Source organism: Streptomyces sp. NPDC042364 (assembly GCF_056437585.1).
The window spans coordinates 311,805-335,478 of record NZ_JBWKAJ010000008.1 but is presented as its reverse complement, the minus strand read 5'-3'; the positions used below and the strand labels follow the sequence as shown (position 1 = coordinate 335,478).

The following is a 23,674-nucleotide window of genomic DNA, read 5'->3' as shown; positions in this document are numbered from 1 at the left end:
CCCGGTCCCGGGACTACAGCGTCCGCACGCCCACCTGCTCCCATGCCTTCAGTACGGCCGTCAGCTCGTCGCCCTGGCCGTACCGGTCCTTCGCCGCCTTCACCGTCAGCGTCGCGAAGTCCACGAACAGCGCCTGCTGCCTGAGTTCGCCGCCGGTCAGCACGTCGTACCAGATCTGACCGGCCCGCTCCCAGGCGTAGCCGCCGAGCGCGGTGGCCACCAGGTAGAACGCGTGGTTGGGGATACCGGAGTTGATGTGCACGCCGCCGTTGTCGCGGCCCGTGCGGACGTAGCCGTCCATCGTCGCCGGCTGCGGGTCCTTGCCGAGGACGTCGTCGTCGTACGCCGTGCCCGGGGCCTTCATCGAGCGCAGGGCGACCCCCGTGACGCGCGGCGCGAGCAGGCCCGCCCCGATCAGCCAGTCCGCCTCGGCGGCGGTCTGGCCCAGCGTGTACTGCTTGATCAGGGCGCCGAAGACGTCCGACATGGACTCGTTGAGGGCACCCGGCTGACCGAAGTACGTCAGGTTCGCCGAGTACTGGGTGAGACCGTGGCTGAGTTCGTGGCCGATGACGTCGACCGGGATGGTGAAGTCGAGGAAGATCTCCCCGTCCCCGTCGCCGAACACCATCTGCTCGCCGTTCCAGAAGGCGTTGTTGTAGTCGCGGTCGTAGTGCACGGTCGCGTCCAGCGGCAGCCCGTTGCCGTCGATCGAGTCGTGTCCGTACGCCTTGAGCAGCAGCTCGAACGTCGCGCCCAGGCCCGCGTAGGCGCGGTTGACCGTGGCGTCCCTGCCGGGCTCCTCGCCCTCGCCGCGCACCTTGCTTCCGGGCAGGGCCGTGCCGTGCCGGGCGTCGTAGATGGTGCGGTGGGGTGTGCCGGCCTCCGCGCCGGCGGGCGCGGCGACGGCCGGGGCGCCGACGACCGTGGTCAGCCGGCGGCGGGTGCGTTCGAGTGCGTCGCGCTCCAGGGTGCGGCGGGCGGCGCCGGAGAGCGCGGAGTCCTCGGCCTGCGCGAGCCTGTCGAGGACGTGTGGCGGTACGACGGTGCAGAAGACGGGCACTTGGCCCCCGTTTGTCGTCATGGTTCGCACGATTGCACTCCGTTAGGGGCGTGTCACTAGAGGCAACCTTGATTGGTGAAATGTCGCCGTATGGGTTGCGTTTCGTCGCCGTCCTGTTGCTGAGGGTTTCGTGCGTACTGCGGCGGGTCGGGGTTGGCCGCGCGGTTCCCGGCACCCCTTCATCGCCGACTGGTGTGGCCTTGCGCACCTTTTGTCCAGATTGCTGCCCTGGTCCCGCATACTGATACGACCCCGCGCGACAGAGAAGACTCGGCTACGCTGCTCCGCATCATGCGTTTCGGGCTGCTTCTCCTTAGCTGCCGCGGCGAGGGCCTGTAGTCGAGGCCGACCCCCTCCCCGCGGTGCTTTGGCGTTGCGTTGTCGGCCGTCCTTTCGGACCATCGAGGAGCCCACGCATCATGGCGAACCGCCAGCAGCCCACGTCCATGCCGATCCACAAGTACGGGCAGTACGAGCAGGTCGACATCCCCGACCGCACCTGGCCGGACAAGCGGATCACCGTCGCCCCCCGCTGGCTCTCCACCGACCTGCGCGACGGCAACCAGTCCCTGATCGACCCGATGTCGCCCGAGCGCAAGCGCCGGATGTTCGATCAGCTGGTCAAGATGGGCTACAAGGAGATCGAGGTCGGCTTCCCGGCGTCGGGGCAGACGGACTTCGACTTCGTACGGTCCATCATCGAGGAGCCGGGCGCCATCCCGGACGACGTCACGATCTCCGTACTGACCCAGGCCCGTGAGGACCTGATCGAGCGGACCGTGGAGTCGCTGAAGGGCGCCAGGCGGGCCACCGTGCACCTGTACAACGCCACCGCCCCGGTCTTCCGCCGCGTCGTCTTCCGCGGTTCCAAGGACGACATCAAGCAGATCGCCGTGGACGGCACCCGGCTGGTGATGGAGTACGCCGAGAAGCTGCTGGGCCCCGAGACCGAGTTCGGCTACCAGTACTCGCCGGAGATCTTCACCGACACCGAGCTGGACTTCGCGCTGGAGGTCTGCGAGGCGGTCATGGACGTCTGGCAGCCCGGTCCGGGCCGCGAGATCATCCTCAACCTGCCCGCCACCGTGGAGCGTTCGACGCCGTCCACGCACGCGGACCGCTTCGAGTGGATGGGCCGCAACCTGTCCCGCCGCGAGCACGTCTGCCTGTCGATCCACCCTCACAACGACCGCGGCACGGCCGTCGCCGCCGCCGAGCTGGCGCTGATGGCCGGCGCCGACCGCGTCGAGGGCTGCCTGTTCGGGCAGGGCGAGCGCACCGGCAACGTCGACCTGGTCACCCTGGGCATGAACCTGTTCTCCCAGGGTGTCGACCCGCAGATCGACTTCTCCGACATCGACGAGATCCGTCGCGTGTGGGAGTACTGCAACCAGATGGAGGTCCACCCGCGCCACCCGTACGTGGGCGACCTGGTCTACACGTCCTTCTCCGGCTCCCACCAGGACGCCATCAAGAAGGGCTTCGACGCGATGGAGGCCGACGCCGCGGCCAAGGGCGTCACCGTCGACGACATCGAGTGGGCGGTCCCGTACCTGCCGATCGACCCCAAGGACGTCGGCCGCTCCTACGAGGCCGTCATCCGCGTCAACTCGCAGTCCGGCAAGGGCGGTATCGCGTACGTCCTGAAGAACGACCACAAGCTGGACCTGCCGCGCCGGATGCAGATCGAGTTCTCGAAGATCATCCAGGCGAAGACGGACGCCGAGGGCGGCGAGGTCACCGGCTCCGACATCTGGGCGGTCTTCCAGGACGAGTACCTGCCGAACCCGGACAACCCGTGGGGCCGTATCCAGGTCCGCAACAACCAGTCGACCACCGACAAGGACGGCGTGGACACGCTGACCGTGGAGGCCGAGGTCGACGGCGCGCGGACCACCCTGGTCGGCACCGGCAACGGCCCGATCTCCGCGTTCTTCCACGCGCTGCAAGGTATTGGTATTGACGCCCGCCTCCTTGACTACCAGGAGCACACGATGAGCGAGGGCGCCTCCGCGCAGGCCGCCTCGTACATCGAGGTCGCCATCGACGGCAAGGTCATGTGGGGCATCGGAATCGACGCGAACACGACGCGCGCCTCCCTGAAGGCCGTCGTCTCCGCCGTCAACCGCGCGACGCGCTGACCAGCCCTACCGGCGGTTTGAAGGCCCCGTTCGCCGAATTCCGGCGGACGGGGCCCGTCGTTTACCGGCCAAACCCTGTGGAGGTCACGGGAAGGCATCGTCCGGAGTACTGACTCCGCCTCATCGATGTGGCTAACATCACGCAAGCGCGGCGATGTTGCCGTGGAGTTACGGAGGTGCGACGTGCTGCCAGGACGGGGACCAATCGGCCGTGCCGCCGGGCTCGCGCGCGGCGGACCGGCCGGAAGCGGCGGTTCTGCCGGAGGTGCCGCGCGGATCTCGCGTCTCATGGGCACCCGGATCGCGTGGACCGGCGTCGGCGACGGCGAGTTCTTCTGCCCCGGCTGCGGAGGCGACCGCAACTACCAGCGCCTCACCGGACGCCGCCGTTTCACCCTCCTCGGCGTCCCCGTGCTGCCGCGCGGCGAGACCGCCCCGGTCGTGGAGTGCGCGGCCTGCCGCCACCACTACGGCACGGAGGTCCTCGACCACCCCACCACCGTCCGCCTCTCGGCGATGCTCCGCGACGCCGTCCACACCGTCGCCCTGGCCGTCCTCGCGGCCGGCGGCACCCGTACCCGTACGTCCCTGAGTGTCGCCGCCGGTGCCGTGCGCTCCGCCGGCTTCGACGACTGCACCGAGGAGCAGCTCGACGCCCTCGTCGAGGCCCTCGCCGCCGACACGGGCCGTCTCTTCGGGGAACCCTGCGGGGCGGCCGGGCTGTCCATAGAGCTCCACGAGGCCCTCGACCCGCTCGCCCCGCACCTCGCCCCCGGGGGCCGTGAGGCGATTCTCCTGCAAGGCGCCCGGATCGCCCTGGCGGACGGGCCCTACACACCCGCCGAGCGCGACGTCCTCTCCACGGTCGGGGCGGCGCTCACCATCGGCGCGGACGAGGTGACCCGGTTGCTGGTGGCGGCACGGACACCGTCCTGACCCTCACCTGAGACCAAGGGGCGCACTCCGCACCGGGGCCCGAACGGCCAGGCGGACGGGCCGGGCGCCCGGCCACCGACGCGGGCAGGGTGTACGACTCCCTCGGCGGCCGCTGCTCCACACCACCGTCGCCGTCATCACCGTCCTGTTGATCGTCAACCAGTGCCCCGGCAGGCAGCGTTTGCGCGACGGGGCGAACGTTGCCTGGTGGGGCAATACAACTAGAGCAGTCCCGCCGCCGCGAGGAACTTGCCCACCCTCGCGACCTCGTCGTCCGACAGCGGCACCTGGGGCTCCGCCGTGGCCGGGCACGCGATGACGCCGCGCAGGTGCAGCGCCGCCTTGAAGGCGCCCAGGGCGGAGGAACCGGGGCCCATGCGGTGCGGGTCGCCGGAGCGGACCATGCCGAAGAGCGCGCAGAGCCGCTCCTGTTCGGCGCGGGCCCGGTCCCGGTCGCCCGCCCGCCACAGGCGGTGGAGGCGGACGTAGCCGGCGGGGTCGACGTTGGCCAGGCCGGGGACCGCGCCGTCCGCGCCCATGGCGAGCGCCGAGTCGACGAGCAGTTCGGAACCGGTGAGGACGGCGAAGCCGGTGACGCGGGCGTCGTCGCGGGCGCCCGTGACGACGGTGCGGAAGGCGGCCAGGTCCCCGCTGGAGTCCTTCAGCCCGGCGATGACCCCGTCCGCGGCCAGCTCCAGCACCACCTCGGCGGGCAGCTTGGTGTGGACGGCGACCGGGATGTCGTACGCGAGGACGGGGACCGGGCAGCGGGAGCCGAGCAGACGGTAGTGGCGGGAGATCTCCGCCGGGTGGGTGGCGGCGTAGAACGGCGCGGTCGCCACGACGGCTTCCGCGCCCGCCGCCGTCACGGCCCGCACATGGTCGAGGACGCGGGGCGTCGTCATGTCGATCGCCCCGGCGAGCACCGGGACCTGACCGCCGACGTGCCCCACCACCGTCTCCACCACCGTCCGCCGCTGCGCGTCCGTCAGGAACGCCGCCTCCGACGACGACCCCAGCACGAACAGCGCGTCCACACCGCCCGCCACCAGATGGTCGACCAGACGGACCAGCGAGGGGACGTCCACCTCGCGGTCCGGTGTCAGGGGGGTGCAGACGGGCGGGATGACACCGGTCAGCGGGGCGGGGACGGGCATGGCTGCTCCCTAGGTATCTCGTACGGCGCTCTCCTGCACGGCCACGGCGGTGGCCGGGGAGACGGACCCGGACGCGGCCTCGGCGACCAGGTCCCGTGTCGACTCCGTCTCCTCCACAGGATGGTGGCAGCGGAAACGGTGCCCGGGGGCCGACGCGGCCGCGAAGTCCGGCATCACCTCCGCGCACACCTCGTCCGCCCTCCAGCAGCGGGTACGGAACGGGCAGCCGCTCGGCGGCCGTGTGGCCGACGGCACGGGGCCGGCCAGCGGGATCGGGTCGATCGGGTCCAGCAGCCCCGGCGTCGCCGAGAACAGGGCGCGCGTGTACGGGTGCCGGGCGCGGCCGGTGACGGCGTCGGCCGGTGACTCCTCCACGATCCGCCCCAGATACATGGTGACCACCCGGTCGCTCATCCGCCGTACCGTCTGGATGTCGTGCGACACGAAGACCAGCGCCAGCCCGAGCCGCTCCTTCAGGTCGAGCAGCAGGTTCAGGATCTGCGCCCGCACCGACACGTCCAGCGCGCTCGTCGGTTCGTCCGCCACGACGAGTTCGGGGTCGAGGGCGAGCGCGCGGGCGATGGCGACCCGCTGGCGCTGCCCGCCCGACAGCCGGCCCGGCAGCCCGTCGGCCAGCACGGCGGGCAGCCCGACCAGCGCCATCAACTCCCGCACCCGTTCCTCGCGTTCGGCGGGCGTGCCGCGCCGGTGCACGTCGAGCGGGTCGCGGAGGATCCGCCGGACGGTCAGCCGGCGGTTCAGGGCCGTGGACGGGTCCTGGAAGATCATGCCGGTGCCGCCGCCCACGGTGACACGACGCTCGGCCGGGGCCATGGACCACAGGTCCCGCCCCCGGAAGGAGACCGTCCCGGCCGTCGGCCGCTCCACACCCACCAGCACCTTCGCCAGCGTCGACTTCCCGCACCCCGACTCGCCCACCACGCCCACCGTCTCGCCGGGCGCGACCGTCAGATCGGCGCCGGTCAGGGCGTACACCCGGTCCCGGGTGAGGAGTCCGCCGCCGCGCGCCCGGTGGACGACATGGGCGCCGGAGACCTGTACGAGTGCGCTGCTCACCGGGTCACCCCGTGCTCCGTCGCGGTCAGGTCCACCACCGGGTGGTGGCACGCCGCCGTGTGCGCACGGGGGCCCAGCAGGGCCGGGACCGACGTACGGCACACCTCGCTCGCGCGGGGGCAGCGGTCGGCGAAGCGGCAGCCCGCCGGGAAGTCGGCGGGGGAGGGGACGACCCCCCTGATCTGCGTCATCCGCTCGGCCGCCGACTCCAGCGACAGGACGCTGCCCAGCAGACCGCGTGTGTAGGGGTGGGCCGGTGCGCCCACGAGGTCCGCCGTCACGCCCGTCTCGACGATCCGGCCGCCGTACATCACCGCGACCCGGTCCGTGACGTCCGCGACCAGCGCCAGGTCGTGCGACACCAGGACCAGCGCGAAGCCCAGTTCCGCGCGCAGCCGCAGCAGCAGCTCGATGACCTGCGCCTGGACCGTCACGTCCAGGGCCGTGGTCGGTTCGTCGGCCACGATCAGCCTCGGGTCGCGGGACAGGGCCATCGCGATCAGCACACGCTGGCGCTGGCCGCCGGAGAGTTCGTGCGGGTAGCTGCGGAGGGTGCGCCCGGGGTCGAGGCCCACCATCTCCAGCAGCTCGGCCGGGGTGCGCCCGCCGCCCCGCCGGACGACCTGCCTCAGCTGGGCGCGGATCGTCATCGCCGGGTTCAGCGACGACAGGGCGTCCTGGTAGACCATCGCCATCTCATGACCGAGCAGCCGGCGCCGCGCCCGCATCGGCTCGCCCACCAGCTGCCGCTCCCCGAAGCGGACCCGGCCGCGCACCCGCGCACCCTTCGGCTCCAGCCCCATCACCGCCAGCGCGGTCAGCGACTTGCCGCACCCCGACTCGCCGACCAGCCCCAGGACCTCACCGGCCCGCACCTCGAAGCTGATCCCGTCGACGATGTCCACGCCCCGGTGCCGCTTCTCGAAGCCGATCGCCAGGTCCTCCACGGCCAGCACGGGCCGCCCGGCGGGCAGGGGCCGCGCCCGTGCCCGCAGCCGCCGGGCCGCCTCTGCCAGCCCCGGCAGTTCGACGAGGTCATCCGCGTCCGCCCCGGCTGCCTCCGGGCGCCCCTCCTCCGGACGGCCGCCCTCCGCCCTGTGCTCCACGTCCCGCCCCGCCGGCGCAGCCCACGCGTCGGAGACTCCCTCGGAGAGGACGTTCAGGGACAGCACCGTGACCAGCATCAGCAGACCGGGGAAGACCGTCGCCCACCAGCCGCCCGTCAGCACCATGTTCTTGCCGTCCGCGATGACGCTGCCCCACGACGGGTCCGGCGGTCGCACGCCCGCGCCGATGAAGGACAGGGACGCCTCGAAGACGATGGCCTCGGCGACCTGGACCGTGCAGAACACCAGCACCGGCGCGGCGCAGTTGACGGCCACGTGCCGGACCACGATGTGCGGGGTGCGGGCGCCGATGACCCGCTCGGCGGTCACGTAGTCCTCGCCGTACTGGTCGAGGACGTTGGCCCTGACGACCCTGGCGACCGGCGGCGTGAACAGGAAGGCGATCGCGCAGATCAGCACCTCGATGCCGCCGCCGAAGACGGCGACGAGCACGGCGGCGAGCGCGATGCCGGGGAACGCCATGACGACGTCCAGACAGCGCATCAGCGTCTCGTCCACCGCCTTGCGGGAGGTCGCGGCCACGGCCCCGACCAGCGCCCCGACCGTGAGGGCCAGCGCGGTGGCCCCGAGCCCGATCGCGAGTGACCAGCGGGCCCCGTGCATCAGCCTGCTGAGGACGTCCCGACCGAGGCTGTCCTGGCCCATCCAGTGCTCGGCGGAGGGCGCCCCCGTGCCGCCGGCGAGGCTCTGCTGGTCGAGCGGGTCGTGCGGGGCGAGCAGCGGCGCGAACAGGGCGGTGAGGACGACGAGCGCGAGGAAGCAGACGGCCACCCGGGACAGGACCGGCAGTCTGCGCCAGGCGCGGAGCCGGACCCCGGGCCCGGACAGGACGTCCGTCAGACGTCGGCGCGTGGTCACCAGCAGACCGAACATCAGCGCATCAGCTCGCATCCCTCAGTCGCGGGTTCACCAGCAGGTGGAGGACGTCGATGACCAGGTTGACGACGACGAAGCCCGCGGCCGTGGTCAGGACGACGCCCTGGACGACCGCCGGGTCACCGTTCTTCACGGCGTCGATCATCAGCTTGCCCATGCCGGGCAGCGAGAAGATCGTCTCGATGACGACCGCGCCGCCCAGCAGATAGCCGACGCGCAGCCCGAGCACCGTGAGCGGGTTGATCAGCGCGTTGCGCAGGACGTTCCGGCCCACCACGACCCGCGGCGGCAGGCCGCTGCCGATCGCCGTCCGCACGTAGTCCTTGTCCAGCTCCTCCACCACGGCCGTCCGCACGATCCGGGTGAGCTGCGCGGCCACCGGCAGCGACAGGGCGAACGCGGGCAGCGTCATCGTCCTGAGCCACCCGGTGAAGGAGTCGGCCGGATTGACGTACCCGCCGGTCGGGAACCACCCCAGGTCCACGGCCAGGTACTGGATCATCAGCAGCGCGAGCCAGAAGCCGGGCGCGGCGACCCCGGTCAGCGACACCACCCGGATGAGCTGGTCCGGCAGCAGGTCGCGGTGGATGGCCGCCGTGACCCCGCCGAGCAGCGCCAGCACCACCGCGATGCCCAGCCCCAGGAAGGTCAGCTGGAGGGTGAGCGGAAGCGCGGTGGTGACCTGCTCGACCACCGGGGCCCGGGTGAGCGCGCTGGTCCCCATGTCGCCGTGCAGCAGGTCCCCGACGAAGGCGGCGTAGCGCACGGGCAGGGGGTCGAGGAGCCCGTTCTCCTCCCGGAACTCCCGCAGTTGCCCCGGGGTCGGATTGGCGCCCTGGAAGAACGCGGACGCCGGGTCGACGTCCGAGAACCGCATGACGACGAAGACGAACAGCACGATCCCGAGCAGCAGGGGGACCAGCAGGGCGATCCGCCGGAGCAGGATGCGCAGGACGCCGATCACGCTAGACCCACTTGGCCTGGAGCAGGTTGATCCCCGGATAGGGCTGTGCCCTGATCCCCGACAGCCGCTTCGGGTCCCACGCCGTCATCAGCTCGTTGTGCACCACCGGGTAGAGCACGGCCTGTTCGGCGACGACGTCGACGCAGTCCTGGACCATCGCCTTCTTCCGGTCGGCGTCCGGCTCCCGCGTGGCCCGGTCCATGTCCTTGAACAGCTTCCTGGCCACCGCGTTGTCGGCCCACCGCGCGTACTGCATCCACAGGTTCTGCGGGCCGTGGTTGTACCGCATGATCAGATCGGCGTCGAGGCCGAACTGGTTCGGGTTCGAGGTGGCGGCCACGACCTGGTAGTCCTGCTTCTGGTCCATCTTGGTGAACACGGCGGTCGTCTCCTGCGGCGAGAGCGTCGTCTCCACCCCGATCGCGTCCCAGGACGCCTTGATGGTGGGCAGGCAGTCCACGATCCAGCTCACGTTCACCGCGAGGATGTCGATCCGCAGCCCGCTCACGCCCGCCTCGGCCAGCAGCGCCTTCGCCTTGCCGGGGTCGTGGCCGTACACCGTCCTCGCCGGCCGGTAGCTCGGATTCCCCTCGTCGAGGAAGGAACTCGCCGGCTTCCCGTGTCCCTTGAGGGCGACCTCGATCATCTTGTCGCGGTCGATGGCGTAGTGCAGGGCCTGGCGGACGCGGACGTCGTCGAAGGGCTTGCGCCGGGTGTTGAACATCAGGAAGAGGTTGTTCATCCCGGAGCCGCCCTGGACGGTCAGCCCGCCCCTCTCCAGCTGACCGATGTTGGCGTACGGGATGTTGTCGGCGATCTGCGCGCCCGCGCTCGCCCCCGAGATCTTCGCGACCCGGGGCGCCGCGTCCACGATGGTCAGCCAGTTCATCTTCCTGAACGCGGCCGGACGCGGCCCGTTGTAGCCGGCGTACGCCTCGAACGTCGTGTTGGACTTCGGGTGGTGGGCCGTCTGCCGGTACGGCCCCGACCCGATCGCCCTGCCCTTGATCGCCTCCTCCCAGGCGCCCGGCCGGGAGAAGACGTGCTTGGGCATGATCTTCGCCAGGGTCAGCCGGGAGATCCCGTCCGGGAAGGGGAACTTCAGGATCAGCTCGACGTTCCGCGCGTCGATCTTCCGGACCTCCTTCAGCCAGCTCGCGAAGAACCCCTTGGCGAGGGTCTGGGTGCCGGGGTCGAGGATCCGCTCGTAGACGAAGACCACGTCGTCGGCGGTGACCGGTTTGCCGTCGTGGAACGTGGCGCCGGGCCGCAGCTCGAACCTCCACGAGGTGCCGCCGAGGTCGCCCGGCACGGCCGTGGCGAGCGCCGGGTACGGCTCGCGGGAGATGGGGTCGGTGTCGAGGAGCCCCTCGTAGACGTGGTTGTTGGCGGCCATGCAGAACGCGGACGCGGTCTGGGTCGGGTCCCAGCTGCCGTCGTTGCCGTAGCCGATGACGGCGGTCAGGGTGCCGTTCCGCCCGCCGCCACCGCCGGTGTCGTTGGTGGACTCCGGCCCGGCCGAACAGGCGGCCAGCGCGGGGGCGAGGGCCGTGGCGGCGCCCAGCGCGCCGGAGTGCTTCAGGAACGAGCGTCGGGCCGGTGCCGGGGCGTCATGGGTCACATCGCGCACGGTTCCTCCAAAGAGGCGGCGAGGGAGCGAAGCGGTGGGGGCTCGATGACGGAGGTACGACGTCCTACGTCCTACAGGGGGCAGCGTGACCTTAGGAGCGCCGATGAGGGCGGTCAAGGGGTCGCACACGAATGGCGTACCTGCCAGAGGTTCGACCAATGACGGGGCAACACCGGTAGGAAATAAGGACAGTTGACGGTCCGTTGGATCAGCGTTCGCCGGGGGACCGTCTGTCGTTCACCCGGCGTTCCCCGGGCCGCTTCCCCTGGTTCCCGTCCGGAGGCGGGGCGTCGGGTGTCCGGCGAGCGTACGATGCGGCGCATGTCACAGGAGAGCGCCGGCCGGCGCCGGCCCGAGCGGCGGGTGAGCGGCCAGGTCCAGCGCGAGGTGATGCAGCTGATCCTCGACCGCAAACTGCGGGCCGGGGCGCCGCTGCCCACCGAGACGGAGCTGATGGAGGACCTCGGGGTCAGCCGCAACTCCGTCCGCGAGGCCCTCAAGGCACTCCAGGCCCTCGACATAGTCGACATCCGGCACGGCTACGGCACCTATGTCGGCGAGGCGTCCCTGACGCCCCTCGTCGACGGCCTGACCTTCCGCACGCTCGCCCGGCCCGACGGCGACACCGCCGCGCTCGCGGAGATCCTCCAGATCCGCGAGGTGCTGGAGGAGGGCCTCGTGCGCCGGGTCGCGGGCACGCTCACCGAGGCGGAGCTCGACGCCCTCGCGGCCGTCGTCGACCGGATGGAGGCGGCCGGCCGGGCGGGCGAGCCCGTCGCCGAACTCGACCGCGACTTCCACGAACTCCTCTACGCCTCCCTCGGCAACGCCCTCGTCCCCCAGCTGCTCGGCGCCTTCTGGACGGTCTTCCTGCGCGTCGCCGGCGCCCGCGGCTGGACCGACGATCCCACCCCGGAGCTGACCGTCCGCCGCCACCGCGACATCGTCGCCGCCCTGCGCGCCCGGGACGTGGAGGGCGCCCAGCGGGCGATGTCCGAGCACTTCCGGGGCGTCGAGGCGCGCGCGGCGACGGGTTCCGCGGAGCGGGCGGCGAGCCGCGACGCGTAGTCCTACGCTGACCGGGTGACCGAGCCGAAGCAGCCGACCGAGCCGAAGCAGCCGACCGCGACGGACCGCGACGACACGGGCCGCACCGACACGGGCCGCGCCACGTCCTCGCCCGGGGACGGTTCCACCGGTGTCGAGCCCTGGGACCCGCGGGCCGCCGGTGTGCTGCGGCTGCCCTCCGGGCGGCTGGTGCGCGGGCGGGGCCTCCGGCATCCGCTGCCCGAAGGTCCCGTGCCGACGTACGCGGTGTACCTGCTCGGCAAGGAGCCACCCGAAGTCCCCTGGGAACACCGCCGGCTGAGGTGGCCCGACTTCCGGCTGCCCGCCGACCGGGCGGAGGCGGCGCAGGTGCTCCGGGACGCCTGGGAACGGGCGGCCGGCGAGCGCGTCGAGCTCGCCTGCGGCGGCGGCCGTGGCCGCACCGGCACCGCGCTGGCCTGCCTGGCGGTGCTGGACGGCGTACCGCCGGAGGAGGCCGTCGCGTATGTGCGCCGGCACTACGACCGGCACGCGGTGGAGACCCCCTGGCAGCGGCGCTACGTACGCCGCTTCGCGAGCTGACGGGACGGGAGGGCGGTCCCCCGGGGCGGGGCGGGGCGGGGACGGGGCGGGTCAGGGCCGGCGGGCGCGGAAGCGGAGGCTGCCGCCCTGCTCGTGCACGGCGACGGACACGTCCGTGAAGCCCGCGGCGGTCAGCCGGGCGGGGAGGGCCGCCGGGTCGACGACGTTCATCGTGTCCCGGATGTGGAGCAGCCGGAACCGGAGGTTCGACCGGCTGTCACTGCCCGCGAAGGTGCCGCCGGGCCGCAGCACGCGGAACGCCTCCGCGAAGATGCGGTCCTGCTGTTCGGCCGTCGGCACGTGGTGCAGCATCGTGAAGCAGACGACCGCGTCGAACGACGCGTCCGGCAGCGGCATGGCCGCCCCGTCCGCGTGCACGATCCGGGCGCGCTCGCCCCACGCCACGTCCAGCAGCCGGGCGGTCTCGGCGTCGATCTCGACGGCGGTCAGCCGCGGTACCCGCTCGACGAGTACCCGGAGGTTGGCGCCGTAGCCCGGCCCGATCTCCAGGACGTCCGTGCCCAGTTCGACGCCGTCGAGCGCCCAGGGCAGCAACAGTTCACGGGTCTTGAGCGCCCACTTCTCGGAGCTGCAGATCTTCCGGTGCATCTGGTTCATCGGCATACGGCCGACGCTAGGCCCGGTCCCGCCGTGTCCACCACGGGCTAGGCTGTCGAACCATGTCGCGAAACGGACAGCCCCGCGCGTGCGCCGTGCCCGGCCTCCGGCGCGACGACGCCGGTGTCGAGCGACGTCCGCCCGCCCCGCGCGACGGCCGGCACCCCACCGCGATCTTCGTCGGCCACTTCACCATGCCGCGCGGCACCGCCTTCTCCCGGCACTGGCATCCCGTCCACCAACTCGCCTGGTCCGAGAAGGGATTGGTGCGGGTCACCACACGGCAGGGGTCCTGGCTCCTGCCGCCCACCCTCGCCCTGTGGATCCCCGCGGGCGTCCCCCACACCACCGAGTCGGCGGGCGACGCGGTGATGCGCAGCCCCTACGTGACCCCCGAGAGCTGCCCGCGGGTCGACTGGGCGGAGCCCACGGTGGTGTCGGTGGGCCCCCTCCTGAGCGCCCTCATCGACCATCTCGTCCGGACCGACCTGAGCCCCGAGGCCCGTGCCCGCGCCGAGGCCGTCCTCCTCGACGTCCTCCACCCCGTGCCCGTCACCAGCGTCTCGGCCCCCGAACCACGGGACCCCCGGGCACGAGAGGTGGCCCGCGCGCTCGCCGCGAACCCGGCGGACCCCCGCCCCCTCGCCGTCTGGGGCACCCGGGTCGGTGCCAGCGCCCGCACCCTGGCCCGCCTCTTCGTCGCCGAGACCGGCCTCGCCTTCGGCCAGTGGCGCGAACAGACGCGTATGCGCGCCGCGATGCCCCTCCTCGCCGAGGGCCTCCCCCTGGAGTCCGTCGCCCACCGGGTCGGCTACGCCTCCGCCAGTTCCTTCGTCGCCGCCTTCCACCGCACCGTCGGTGTGACTCCGCGCGAGTACTTCCCGGTACGCCGCTGAGCGGTGGTACGGACGGCCCGGGCCGCTCCGCACACGACGAAGCCCCCGCCGTCCCTGCCCGCCCCATCCGCTGGGTGCTGCCCGTGAACCCCCGCTACGGGGTTTGCCGCCGAGGCGGCAACAGGGGTTCGGGTACAGCCCTCGGGGATGGGACGGGTAGGGACGGCGGGGGCTTCGAGGGGGTCCCGGGCCCCCAGGCCCCCGGACCCCCTCGGCTACGGGCCGCCGAACTCGGCCGGCCCGTAGAGCGCGTGGGGCGCCCCGGTCATCAGCGCCCAGTAGCGGTCGCCGTAGGACCAGTGCCACCACTCGGTGGGGTAGTTGACCAGCCCCGCCGTGGTGAGCGCCGCCGAGAGGATGCGGCGGTTGCCGCGGGCCGCGTGGGAGATGCGGGGCGCGTCGGTGTAGCAGGCGCCGTCGCTCTCCTCGGGGCTGGCGTCGACCCGGGTGCCCATGTCGAGCTCCTCCCCGGTCGCGGTGCACAGGGTCAGATCGACGGCCGCCCCGGCGACATGCGGCCCGATCTCCGGCGGCGAGAGGGAACGGCTGGTCTGCTCGCGCAGGTACTCCTCCGACCAGTGCGGGTTGGCGAGCCGCAACTCGGCCGCGTACCCCTCGAAGTACTTGATCTGCAGGGCCGGCGGCCGGTACCCCTCGGTCACCAGCAGCCGCAGTCCGTCCGGCAGCAGCCGGGCGGCCCTCGCCAGCCGCCAGGCCACACCCTCGCGCAGGTGCGCGAACGCGCCCTCCGCGTCGGCCTGGCGCGGGTCGACCACCACGAAGGGCAGCTCCCTCAGATCGACGAGGGGTTCACCGCAGTCCCGGACCGGGACGCGGGCGACCTCGGGGTCGCTCATGAGGATGATCGAAGGCATGCGTCGTCTTCCACAGGGTCCACGAGTCCCGAGTGCTTCCCTCGGCTCGTACCGGAGATGTGATGCGGGGGGCGAGGCCGCGCCCCGGGGAGGGACCTGATCCCCTGATGTCCCTCCCCGGGGGCTTCCCCCCTTGAGTGGCGGTCTGTGGCCTGGCGACGGTGGTGCCCCCCGTGCGTTCTGCCGTTCTGATCCCACTGCGTTCATGTTCCCGCCGGTCCGTCCCCTGTGCGTTCCGGTGGGTCGACCGGCCGGGCGGTGGTCGCCCGGCCGATCCGTTGTTCCCCCGAGAACCACGAGAATGCCGGGCTCCGCTGGAAGTTCTCTGCAAGTCGGCCGCAAGCGGGTTCAAGCCGCACCGACGCGGTCGTCGGCCCCGGCGGCCCGCTGCCGTGACCGGGCTCCGCCGGCTACGCCATCGCCCCCGGCCACGGCTCGTACCGTTCCCGGGCCTCGCACGCCTCGAAGACCGCCATCGCCTCGGCGCGCAGCGCGGCGGCGCCCTCCCGGTCGCCGAGGGCGGCGCGCACGGCGGACAGATTGCGCAGGGCACGGGCGCGGGGCAGGGGCAGGGCGAGGACCTCCCAGAGGGCCGCCGAGGCGGTCAGCAGCCCGTCCGCGTCCGCCGGCCGGCCCTCGGCGAAGGCGCACTCGCCCAGGGTGCGCAGCGTCAGCGCCTCGCCGAACCGGTCCTCGTGGACCCGGCAGACGTCGAGGATCTCCCGCAGCTCCGCCTCCGCCTCCCGCGTGTGGCCCAGCCGCATCCGGGCCTTGGCGCGGGCCCGCAGGGCGTACGCGGCCATGTGCGGATCGCCGAGGGCGCGCAGGATCTCCAGCGCCTGCTCGGCCACCCGCGCGGCCTCCTCGTACGCGCCGAGCGAGCGGTGCACCAGGCTGAGCGTGCGCAGCGCCAGCGCCTCGCCGCGCCGGCTGCCGAGCCTCCGGTACGCCCGCAGCGACTCGTCGAGCAGCGGGAACGCCCCCTCCTGGTCGCCGAGTTCGAGCCGTACGGAACCGCCGTACCGGCAGGCCACCCCGACCCCGGTGTCGTCGCCGACCCGCCGGAAGCCGTCGGCCGCGTCGGTCAACGCGCGTTCGGCCTCGCGGAGTTCGCCGACCTCACGGCAGGCGCTGCCCAGTCCGGCGAGCGCGGCGGAACGGCCCCGGACGTCGCCGAGTTCGGTGCAGATCCGCTCGGCGGTGCGGAAGTACTCCTGGGCCTCCGCGATCCGGTCCTGCTCGTACCGCAGCTGTCCGAGGCCGATGATCAGCAGGGCCTCGCCCGAGCGGTCCTCCGCGCGGCGGGCCGCGGCGAGCGCGGCGTCGTGGCTGCGCCACCACGCGTCGAAGCGGTTCTTGATGGCGAACGAGGAGGAGCACAGGGCCGCCGCCGCTTCGCAGGCGAGGGTGTGCAGGCCCATGGCCGCCGCCCGCTCGACCGCGGAGGTGAGGGCGTCCGCCTCGGCGTCGAACCAGGAGAAGGGGTCGCCCAGGGCGAGGCGGGTGGTGCGGGCGCCCACGGGGGAGGGAGTCCCGGCCGGTCCGCCGCCGTCGGCCACGGGGGACTGCTCCCGCCCACGCGGCGGAGCCGCGCAAGGGGTGGTCCCGCGCCCCTTGAGGGCGAAGCTCTGTCTCAGGACCACCGCGCCCGAGGGAGCCGCCTGCGTCACCCGGTCCATCAGCCACAGGCCGGCGGACAGCGCCCGGCCCACCGCCGCCGTGCGGTCGCCGGGCGGGTCCTCCGTCTCGGCGCGTTCGGCGGCGTAGACCCGGACCAGGTCGTGCAGGCGGTAGCGGGGCTGCCCGATGTGGTCGGTGCCCGGGCAGTCGATCAACTGGGCGTCGAGGAGCCGTTCCAGGATCTCCTCCGCCGCGTCCTCGGGGGTGTCGGCGAGCGCGGCCACCGTCCACACGGCGACATCGGCCGAGCCCAGTGTGGCGATGCGCCGCAGCACCCGGCGGGCGCGCTCGTCCAGCGCCTGGTAGCTGAGGCCGAGACTGGCCCGTACCGCCAGGTCGCCGACCGCGAGCTCGTCGAGCCGGCGGTGTTCGTCGGCGAGGCGCTCGGCGAGCACGCTGGGCGTCCAGTGCCGCCGCGTCGCCAGCCGGGCGCCCGCGATCCGCAGCGCCAGCGGCAGCCCGCCGCACAGCTCGACGATGCGCCGGGCGGCGGCCTCCTCCCGGGGCTCGCCCGGGGTGCGTTCCGGGCCGGTCACCCGGGTCAGCAGCTCCAGGCCCCGTACGCCGTCCAGGACGTCGAGGTCGGTCCGCCGGGCCCCGATGAGGCCGCCCAGCCGGGCCCGTGAGGTGACCAGCACCCCGCAGGTGGCGCTGCCCGGCAGCAGCGGCCGGACCTGGGCCTCGCCGCCCGCGTCGTCCAGCACCAGCAGGATCCGCCGCCCGGCGACGAGGCTGCGGAACAGGTCGCCGCGCTCCGCGGTGTCCTCCGGCGGATCCGCGCCGAGGGCCCGCAGCAGCCGGCCCAGCACCTCGGCGGGCGGTACGGGCTCGCTGAAACCGTGGAGTTCGGCGTAGAGCTGCCCGTCGGGATACTCGCCCGCCACCCGGTGCGCGGCCTGCACGGCGAGCGCCGACTTCCCCACCCCGGCGGCCCCCGAGACCACCATGACGGGCATCGCCTCCCGCTCCCCGGACAACCCCTCGACGACCGCCGCCAGTTCCTCCTCGCGCCCGGTGAAGTCCGCGATGGCGGGCGGGAGGAGGGACACGGTCCGGGGAACGGAGGCGGCGCCCCGCGCGGCGGGGGCGGTGGTGCCGGGTGCCAGCAGCTCCGGATCGGCCCGCAGGATCGCCTCGTACAGCCCGGTCAGCTCCGGGCCGGGGTCCAGCCCCAGCTCCTCGGCGAGAACCGCCCGCCCCTCCGCGTGGACCGCGAGCGCGTCCGCCTGCCGCCCCAGCCGGTACAGCCCCAGCATCAGCTGCCCGCGCAGCCGCTCCCGCGTCGGATGCGCCCCCACCAGCGCGGTCAGCTCGGTGACCAGTTCGGCCTCGTGGCCCCCGGCCTCCAGCTCGGCGGCGATACGTTCCTCCAGGGCCGCCTGCCGGGCCTCCTCCAGCCGCCCGGCCTCACCCCGCAGCGCCTCGCCCACGCCGCCGAGCGCCGGACCGCGCCACAGCGCCGACGCGGCCCGCAGCAGCAGCGCGGCGCCCTCGTGATCGCCGCCGGCGGCGGCCTGCCGGCCCTCGGCCGTCAGCGCCTCGAACTCCGCCAGGTCGACCCGCCCCACCCCCGGCCGCATCAGGTACCCGGGCGGCCGGGTCTCGATCGCGTCCGCCGCCTCCGCGGGCAACGCCCGCCGCAGCGCCGACACATACGTCTGCACCAGCGCCCGCGCGGTGTCCGGGGGATCCTCGCCCCAGACGGCGTCCACCAGCACGTCCCCGGGGACCACCTGCCCGGCCCGCAGCAGCAGCACGGCCAGCAGCGCGCGCGGTTTGGGGCCGCCCAGCCGCAGAGGTCTCCCCGCATGCCACGCCTCGACCGGGCCGAGCAGTCGGAATTCCAGCTCCACGGGTCCCCATCTTCCGTGCCGTCGGACCGCCGGGACAGCGGTTGTTCACGCAACGTTCGACGCTCATGTACGCCGAGTGGTTTCCCAGGACGCGTGATGCGCCGGAGAGTTGTCGTAAAACGGGGGAACCGGAGGGAATCTTAGGTGGACGACACGGAGATTCGACATGCCCCTGTGGGTGTGCTGTGCGAGTGGTGTGGCGGAAGCGGGGATCAAGGGGTCCTACCGCCGTGAGCGTCCGATCGGGCGGCGCGACCCGGGCGCTCATGGGGAGGGAACCCCTGAGGGCGTACGGGGCACGCCGCCCGGAACGCCGGCCTCCTCGTGCGCGGAGCCGTGCGGCGGACGGCTCCTCGGCGGGCGTCATCGCACCGACGAGGGCGACGGATACAGCCACCGCCGCAGCACCCTGCTGAGCACCGGCATGACCGCGAACGTCAGCGTCGGCAGCAGGACCAGGGGGAAGACCGCCGCGCGCAACGCCAGCGGCCGGCCGGCCGTGTGCGGCGCCACCAGCCACTGGATGAGCAGGGTGAACGGGTAGGCGCCCAGGAAAGTGGTCAACGCCATCTTCCACCGCGGCGGGGCCTGTCCGGTCGTGCCCGGCAGATCGAACCAGGGCTCCATCCCGGTGGTGGACTGCCGCTCACTGCTCACCTCCGTGGCGACGCCGTCGATGCGCGCGTGCCGGCGGGCCCGTTCGTCGGAGGCCGGCCAGGCGCCCAGCCGACCCGGGTCGGAGAAGCGCAGCACCGCGTGGAAGCGGTGCCCCTCCTCGGGTCGCAGCCAGGCGACGCCCTCGTTGCCGGGGAACCGGGAGGCGCTGCGGGTCACGCCCCGGGTCCACTCCTCGAAGACGTCCTCCTTGCTCGGCCGGACCTGCCAGGTGAACACGGTGGTGACGGGCTCGCCGCACCGGACTCGCGAGGTGTGCATGAGGACGAGGTGCCACACCCGGCGCCGATCATGCCGTGTCGGCGGCCCCCGCGGGCGCGGAGCACAGACTCCTGCCGAGTGTAGACACAGCGGGTCACCGCGGAGATGCGAAGAGTGAAATTCGTCGCGGCGCGGGTAGCACCGTGAAGGCAATGGGCGAAGGGCTCGGGGGACGAGACCCGGCGCGGTGCGTCGAGTGAGGCGGAGGAGACGGTGGAGCAATTGCGGCGGGGACCCGCGAGAACCGCGGAGGCGCGGACCGCACCGGGACACCCGGCGGCCTCGCGGTGAACGGCAGCGGCAGGAAACCGCCGATCGGCACCTACGCGGTGGACACCCGCACCGGGCAGATCGGCCGCGTCATGGGCCACGAGGGACCGTACGTCCAACTGCGGCCCGTCGGCGGCGGCCGGGAGTGGGACTGCCCGCCGAGGGCCGTGCGGGTGGCCACGGCGGCGGAGCGGCTGCGCGCCGCGACCGCCCACGAGAACGCCCCCACCCCCGGGGAGGCCTCATGAATCCCGCCCCCTGATCACGGTCCGTCGCGGTGCCGTCGTAGGCGAGAATGGGCCCATGAGTCTGTTCCGCGACGACGGCATCGTGCTGCGCACCCAGAAGCTGGGCGAGGCGGACCGGATCATCACGCTGCTCACCCGCGGTCACGGACGCGTACGGGCCGTGGCCCGGGGGGTGCGGCGCACGAAGTCGAAGTTCGGGGCGCGGCTGGAGCCGTTCTCCCATGTGGACGTGCAGTTCTTCGCACGGGGCAGCGAGCTGATCGGGCGCGGGCTGCCCCTGTGCACCCAGAGCGAGACGATCGCCCCCTACGGCGGCGGCATCGTCACCGACTACGCCCGCTACACCGCCGGGACGGCCATGCTGGAGACGGCGGAGCGGTTCACCGACCACGAGGGCGAGCCCGCCGTGCAGCAGTATCTGCTGCTCGTCGGCGGACTGCGCACCCTCGCCCGCGGCGAACACGCCCCGCACCTCGTCCTCGACGCCTTCCTGCTGCGCTCCCTCGCCGTCAACGGCTACGCGCCCACCTTCAGCGACTGTGCCAAGTGCGGGCTGCCCGGACCCAATCGGTTCTTCTCGGTCGCGGCCGGCGGCTCGGTCTGCGTGGACTGCCGGGTACCCGGCAGCGTCGTACCCTCTGCGCAGGCCCTGGAACTCCTCGGCGCGCTGCTGACGGGGGACTGGGCGACCGCGGACGCCTGTGAGCCGCGGTACGTCAGGGAGGGGAGCGGGCTGGTGTCCGCCTATCTGCACTGGCATCTGGAGCGCGGACTGCGCTCACTTCGGTACGTGGAAAAGTCGTAAGCACCACAGAGGAGACGAGAAGCACATGGTGGTACGCGGGTTCCTGGGGCGTCAGCGCCGCGAGTACGAGACGCCGGAGCCGCACCCGTCCGGTGCCCGCCCGCCCAAGCTTCCCGGCGAGCTCGTCCCCCACCACGTGGCGATCGTCATGGACGGGAACGGCCGCTGGGCCAAGGAGCGCGGGCTGCCGCGCACCGAGGGCCACAAGGTCGGCGCCGAGCGCGTCCTGGACGTCCTCCAGGGCTCGATAGAGATCGGCGTGCGCAACATCTCCCTCTACGCCTTCTCCACCGAGAACTGGAAGCGCTCGCCCGACGAGGTCCGCTTCCTGATGAACTTCAACCGCGACTTCATCCGCAGGACCCGCGACCAGCTTGACGGCCTCGGCATCCGGGTCCGCTGGGTGGGCCGGATGCCCAAGCTGTGGAAGTCCGTCGCCAAGGAACTCCAGGTCGCCCAGGAGCAGACCAAGGGCAACGACCTGCTGACCCTGTACTTCTGCATGAACTACGGAGGCCGCGCCGAGATCGCCGACGCGGCGCAGGCCCTCGCCGAGGACGTCCGGGCAGGCCGCCTCGACCCGTCGAAGGTCAACGAGAAGACCTTCGCGAAGTACCTCTACTACCCGGACATGCCGGACGTCGACCTGTTCCTGCGCCCCAGCGGGGAGCAGCGCACCTCCAACTACCTGCTCTGGCAGAGCGCGTACGCCGAGATGGTCTTCCAGGACGTCCTCTGGCCGGACTTCGACCGGCGCGACCTGTGGCGCGCCTGTGTGGAGTTCGCCTCCCGCGACCGCCGCTTCGGCGGCGCCATCCCCAACGAGGAACTGCTGGCGATGGAAGGGCGACAGGAGGACTGACCCGTGGCCGAGGCCGGTGGGGGGCACGTCGAGCTGGTGTACCGCGCGACGGCCGGGGACTTCCGCGAGGCGCTGCGCGTCGCCACGCGCGCCTCGGCCGCCGGCCGCTGGGGGCGGGGCCTGCTGCTGTTCGCCGCCGGCGCGGGCGTCCTCGTCACGGCCGCCACCCTGGCGCTCGGCGGCACACCGGGCGCCCAGGCCCTCGTGGGCCTCGCGGCGGCGGTCGTCGGCCTGGTCGTCCTGCCGTGGGCCCAGGCCCGCCGCCTCCACCGCCGGGCGGCGGCCGACGGCGTGCACCGCACGGTGCTGGACCTCTGGGGCGTGACGACCACCACGGACCGGGGCACGGCCCGCATGTCCCGCTGGAGCGAGATCACCCGCTACGCGGAGACCCGCGGCACCTTCGTCCTCCTGGACGCGCACACATACGCCCCGGTGCCGATCCCGCTCCCGAAGCGGGGTGCCAGTGACGTGGACGGTCTCAGGGCACTTCTGGACGAGAGGCTCGGCCGGCCCGGCTAGGGGTTGCGGGGAACTGCGCGCCCGGCGCCGGTGAACCCGCGGTCGCGTGCGCCGGCGCCTACTCGGCTCCCGCGGACGCGCGAGCGCACTCCGCGCACGTGCCGAAGATCTCCACCGTGTGGGCCACGTTCACGAAGCCGTGCTCCGCGGCGATCGCGTCCGCCCACTTCTCCACGGCGGGGCCCTCGACCTCGACGGCCTTGCCGCACATCCGGCACACCAGGTGGTGGTGGTGTTCCCCGGTGGAGCACCGCCGGTACACGGACTCCCCGTCGGACGTCCGCAGGACGTCGACCTCACCCGCGTCCGCGAGGGACTGCAGTGTGCGGTACACGGTGGTCAGCCCCACCGAGTCCCCACGGTGCTTCAGCATGTCGTGGAGTTCCTGCGCGCTGCGGAACTCGTCGACCTCGTCGAGTGCCGCGGCCACGGCCGCCCGCTGCCGGGTGGAACGACCTCGTACAGGTCCAGCGGTCGTCACCGTTGCCTCCTCACGTCGCGGTCTTGCCGGGCCATTGTGCCAGCCCGGCAGGACCCCGGTCAGACGCCGGTCACCCGGCCGACCCCTCGGCGGGGCCCCGGCGGGCCGGAACCGCGTCCCTGGCCACCCCCGCCCCGGCGGCCTCACCGGCCTCCGGGATCACACACTCCGCGGGGTCGCCCGCGCCCGCCTCCAGTGCCCTCGCGCGCCGCCTGGCCAGCGGTGTCGCCAGCGCCGTGAGCAGCATGAACGCGGCGATGGCGAGCAGCACGATCGTCGCGCCGGGCGGCACGTCCTGGTAGTACGAGGTGACGGTGCCGCCGATCGTCACGGACACCCCGATGGCCACGGCGATCGCGAAGGTCGCCGCGAAGCTGCGGCTGAGCTGCTGGGCCGCCGCGACCGGCACCACCATCAGCGCGGACACCAGCAGCAGGCCCACGACCCGCATGGCCACCGTCACGGTCACCGCCGCCGTGACCGCCGTGAGCAGGTTCAGCGCCCGCACCGGCAGGCCGGTGACCCGCGCGAACTCCTCGTCCTGGCTGACGGCGAACAGCTGCCGGCGCAGCGCCAGCGTCATCACGATCACGAACGCGGCCAGGACGCAGATCGCGGTGATGTCCTCCTGGGACACGGTCGACAGCGAGCCGAAGAGGAACGACATCAGGTTGGCGTTGGTCCCGCCGGGCGCGAGGTTGATGAGCATCACACCGCCCGCCATGCCGCCGTAGAAGAGCATGGCGAGGGCGATGTCGCCCCGCGTCCTGCCGTACCACCGGATCAGCTCCATGAGCACCGCGCCCAGCACGGACACCAGGGTCGCCATCCAGACCGGGGACCAGGAGAGCAGGAAGCCGAGGCCGACGCCGGTCATCGCGACATGGCCGATGCCGTCGCCCATGAGGGCCTGGCGGCGCTGGACGAGGTAGACGCCGATCGCGGGGGCGGTGATGCCGACGAGGACGGCGGCGAGCAGGGCCCGCTGCATGAAGGCGTAGTTCAGGATGTCCATGATCGGTGCCTTC

Annotated in this window: 21 protein-coding genes; 9 read left to right on the top strand and 12 right to left on the bottom strand. The window is 72.9% G+C overall.

All coding sequences use genetic code 11. The features are described from left to right. Positions 1-13 precede the first annotated feature (13 nt). A complete protein-coding gene (locus AC067N_RS19100; protein ID WP_478680050.1) occupies positions 14-1,084 on the bottom strand; it encodes a M4 family metallopeptidase in 1,071 nt (356 codons plus the stop codon). A gap of 398 nt (positions 1,085-1,482) precedes the next feature. Here AC067N_RS19100 and leuA point away from each other — a divergent pair, with 398 nt between their 5' ends. Continuing rightward, positions 1,483-3,204 carry a 2-isopropylmalate synthase gene (gene leuA, locus AC067N_RS19095; RefSeq protein ID WP_478680049.1) on the top strand — a complete coding sequence of 574 codons (1,722 nt, stop codon included), beginning with the start codon at positions 1,483-1,485 and terminating at the stop codon, positions 3,202-3,204. Between the two features lie 183 nt (positions 3,205-3,387). After that, the gene (locus AC067N_RS19090; protein ID WP_478680048.1) at positions 3,388-4,140 is read left to right on the top strand and encodes a tellurite resistance TerB family protein; all 753 of its coding nucleotides are present in this window, start codon (positions 3,388-3,390) and stop codon (positions 4,138-4,140) included. Between the two features lie 221 nt (positions 4,141-4,361). Here the strand turns inward: AC067N_RS19090 and AC067N_RS19085 are convergent, their stop codons facing one another. From AC067N_RS19085 to AC067N_RS19065, 5 genes are read right to left on the bottom strand one after another with little or no spacing between them, the layout of a single operon-like run. Next, complete coding sequence (locus AC067N_RS19085) at positions 4,362-5,297, bottom strand: dihydrodipicolinate synthase family protein (RefSeq protein WP_478680047.1); 936 nt, start codon at positions 5,295-5,297, stop codon at positions 4,362-4,364. Positions 5,298-5,306: 9 nt separating this feature from the next. Further along, complete coding sequence (locus tag AC067N_RS19080) at positions 5,307-6,374, bottom strand: oligopeptide/dipeptide ABC transporter ATP-binding protein (RefSeq protein ID WP_478680046.1); 1,068 nt, start codon at positions 6,372-6,374, stop codon at positions 5,307-5,309. Further along, positions 6,371-8,392, bottom strand: a complete 2,022-nt coding sequence (locus AC067N_RS19075) for a dipeptide/oligopeptide/nickel ABC transporter permease/ATP-binding protein (RefSeq protein ID WP_478680045.1) — start codon at positions 8,390-8,392, stop codon at positions 6,371-6,373. The genes AC067N_RS19080 and AC067N_RS19075 overlap by 4 nt, the downstream gene beginning before the upstream one ends. After that, complete coding sequence (locus AC067N_RS19070) at positions 8,382-9,341, bottom strand: ABC transporter permease (RefSeq protein WP_478680044.1); 960 nt, start codon at positions 9,339-9,341, stop codon at positions 8,382-8,384. The genes AC067N_RS19075 and AC067N_RS19070 overlap by 11 nt, the downstream gene beginning before the upstream one ends. A 1-nt stretch (position 9,342) precedes the next feature. Then, on the bottom strand, positions 9,343-10,971 hold the full coding sequence (locus AC067N_RS19065) for an ABC transporter substrate-binding protein (protein WP_478680043.1): 1,629 nt from the start codon (positions 10,969-10,971) through the stop codon (positions 9,343-9,345). A 312-nt stretch (positions 10,972-11,283) separates the two neighbouring features. Between AC067N_RS19065 and AC067N_RS19060 the strand changes: the two genes are divergently transcribed. Beyond that, positions 11,284-12,039, top strand: a complete 756-nt coding sequence (locus AC067N_RS19060) for a FadR/GntR family transcriptional regulator (RefSeq protein ID WP_478680125.1) — start codon at positions 11,284-11,286, stop codon at positions 12,037-12,039. Between the two features lie 162 nt (positions 12,040-12,201). Further along, positions 12,202-12,600 (top strand): protein-tyrosine phosphatase family protein, encoded by a 399-nt coding sequence (locus AC067N_RS19055; RefSeq protein ID WP_478680124.1) that lies wholly within the window; start codon positions 12,202-12,204, stop codon positions 12,598-12,600. Between the two features lie 51 nt (positions 12,601-12,651). On the opposite strand, the gene AC067N_RS19050 is transcribed toward AC067N_RS19055, so the two are convergent. After that, positions 12,652-13,224 carry a class I SAM-dependent methyltransferase gene (locus AC067N_RS19050; RefSeq protein WP_478680042.1) on the bottom strand — a complete coding sequence of 191 codons (573 nt, stop codon included), beginning with the start codon at positions 13,222-13,224 and terminating at the stop codon, positions 12,652-12,654. A 56-nt stretch (positions 13,225-13,280) separates the two neighbouring features. Between AC067N_RS19050 and AC067N_RS19045 the strand changes: the two genes are divergently transcribed. After that, entirely contained in the window at positions 13,281-14,114 is an 834-nt protein-coding gene (locus AC067N_RS19045; RefSeq protein WP_478680041.1) for an AraC family transcriptional regulator, read from the top strand. A 215-nt stretch (positions 14,115-14,329) separates the two neighbouring features. On the opposite strand, the gene AC067N_RS19040 is transcribed toward AC067N_RS19045, so the two are convergent. From AC067N_RS19040 to AC067N_RS19030, 3 genes are all read right to left on the bottom strand, one after another. Then, positions 14,330-14,989, bottom strand: a complete 660-nt coding sequence (locus AC067N_RS19040) for a M15 family metallopeptidase (RefSeq protein ID WP_478680040.1) — start codon at positions 14,987-14,989, stop codon at positions 14,330-14,332. A 410-nt stretch (positions 14,990-15,399) separates the two neighbouring features. Then, a complete protein-coding gene (locus tag AC067N_RS19035; protein ID WP_478680039.1) occupies positions 15,400-18,522 on the bottom strand; it encodes an AfsR/SARP family transcriptional regulator in 3,123 nt (1,040 codons plus the stop codon). A 363-nt stretch (positions 18,523-18,885) separates the two neighbouring features. Further along, positions 18,886-19,458, bottom strand: a complete 573-nt coding sequence (locus AC067N_RS19030; RefSeq protein WP_478680038.1) for an antibiotic biosynthesis monooxygenase — start codon at positions 19,456-19,458, stop codon at positions 18,886-18,888. A 287-nt stretch (positions 19,459-19,745) separates the two neighbouring features. Here AC067N_RS19030 and AC067N_RS19025 point away from each other — a divergent pair, with 287 nt between their 5' ends. Genes AC067N_RS19025 through AC067N_RS19010 form a run of 4 tightly spaced genes read left to right on the top strand, consistent with a single transcriptional unit; the run spans position 19,746 to position 22,165 of the window. Further along, positions 19,746-19,976, top strand: a complete 231-nt coding sequence (locus tag AC067N_RS19025; protein ID WP_478680037.1) for a hypothetical protein — start codon at positions 19,746-19,748, stop codon at positions 19,974-19,976. Positions 19,977-20,031: 55 nt separating this feature from the next. Continuing rightward, a complete protein-coding gene (recO, locus tag AC067N_RS19020) occupies positions 20,032-20,781 on the top strand; it encodes a DNA repair protein RecO (RefSeq protein ID WP_159767311.1) in 750 nt (249 codons plus the stop codon). Between the two features lie 25 nt (positions 20,782-20,806). Then, positions 20,807-21,643 (top strand): isoprenyl transferase, encoded by an 837-nt coding sequence (locus AC067N_RS19015; RefSeq protein WP_478680036.1) that lies wholly within the window; start codon positions 20,807-20,809, stop codon positions 21,641-21,643. A 3-nt stretch (positions 21,644-21,646) separates the two neighbouring features. Continuing rightward, entirely contained in the window at positions 21,647-22,165 is a 519-nt protein-coding gene (locus AC067N_RS19010; RefSeq protein WP_478680035.1) for a YcxB family protein, read from the top strand. A 58-nt stretch (positions 22,166-22,223) separates the two neighbouring features. Here AC067N_RS19010 and AC067N_RS19005 read toward each other — a convergent pair whose 3' ends face one another. Together AC067N_RS19005 and AC067N_RS19000 are read right to left on the bottom strand one after the other, a co-directional pair. Then, positions 22,224-22,646 (bottom strand): Fur family transcriptional regulator, encoded by a 423-nt coding sequence (locus AC067N_RS19005; RefSeq protein ID WP_055516229.1) that lies wholly within the window; start codon positions 22,644-22,646, stop codon positions 22,224-22,226. A 70-nt stretch (positions 22,647-22,716) separates the two neighbouring features. After that, the gene (locus AC067N_RS19000; protein WP_478680034.1) at positions 22,717-23,661 is read right to left on the bottom strand and encodes a metal ABC transporter permease; all 945 of its coding nucleotides are present in this window, start codon (positions 23,659-23,661) and stop codon (positions 22,717-22,719) included. Positions 23,662-23,674: the final 13 nt, after the last annotated feature.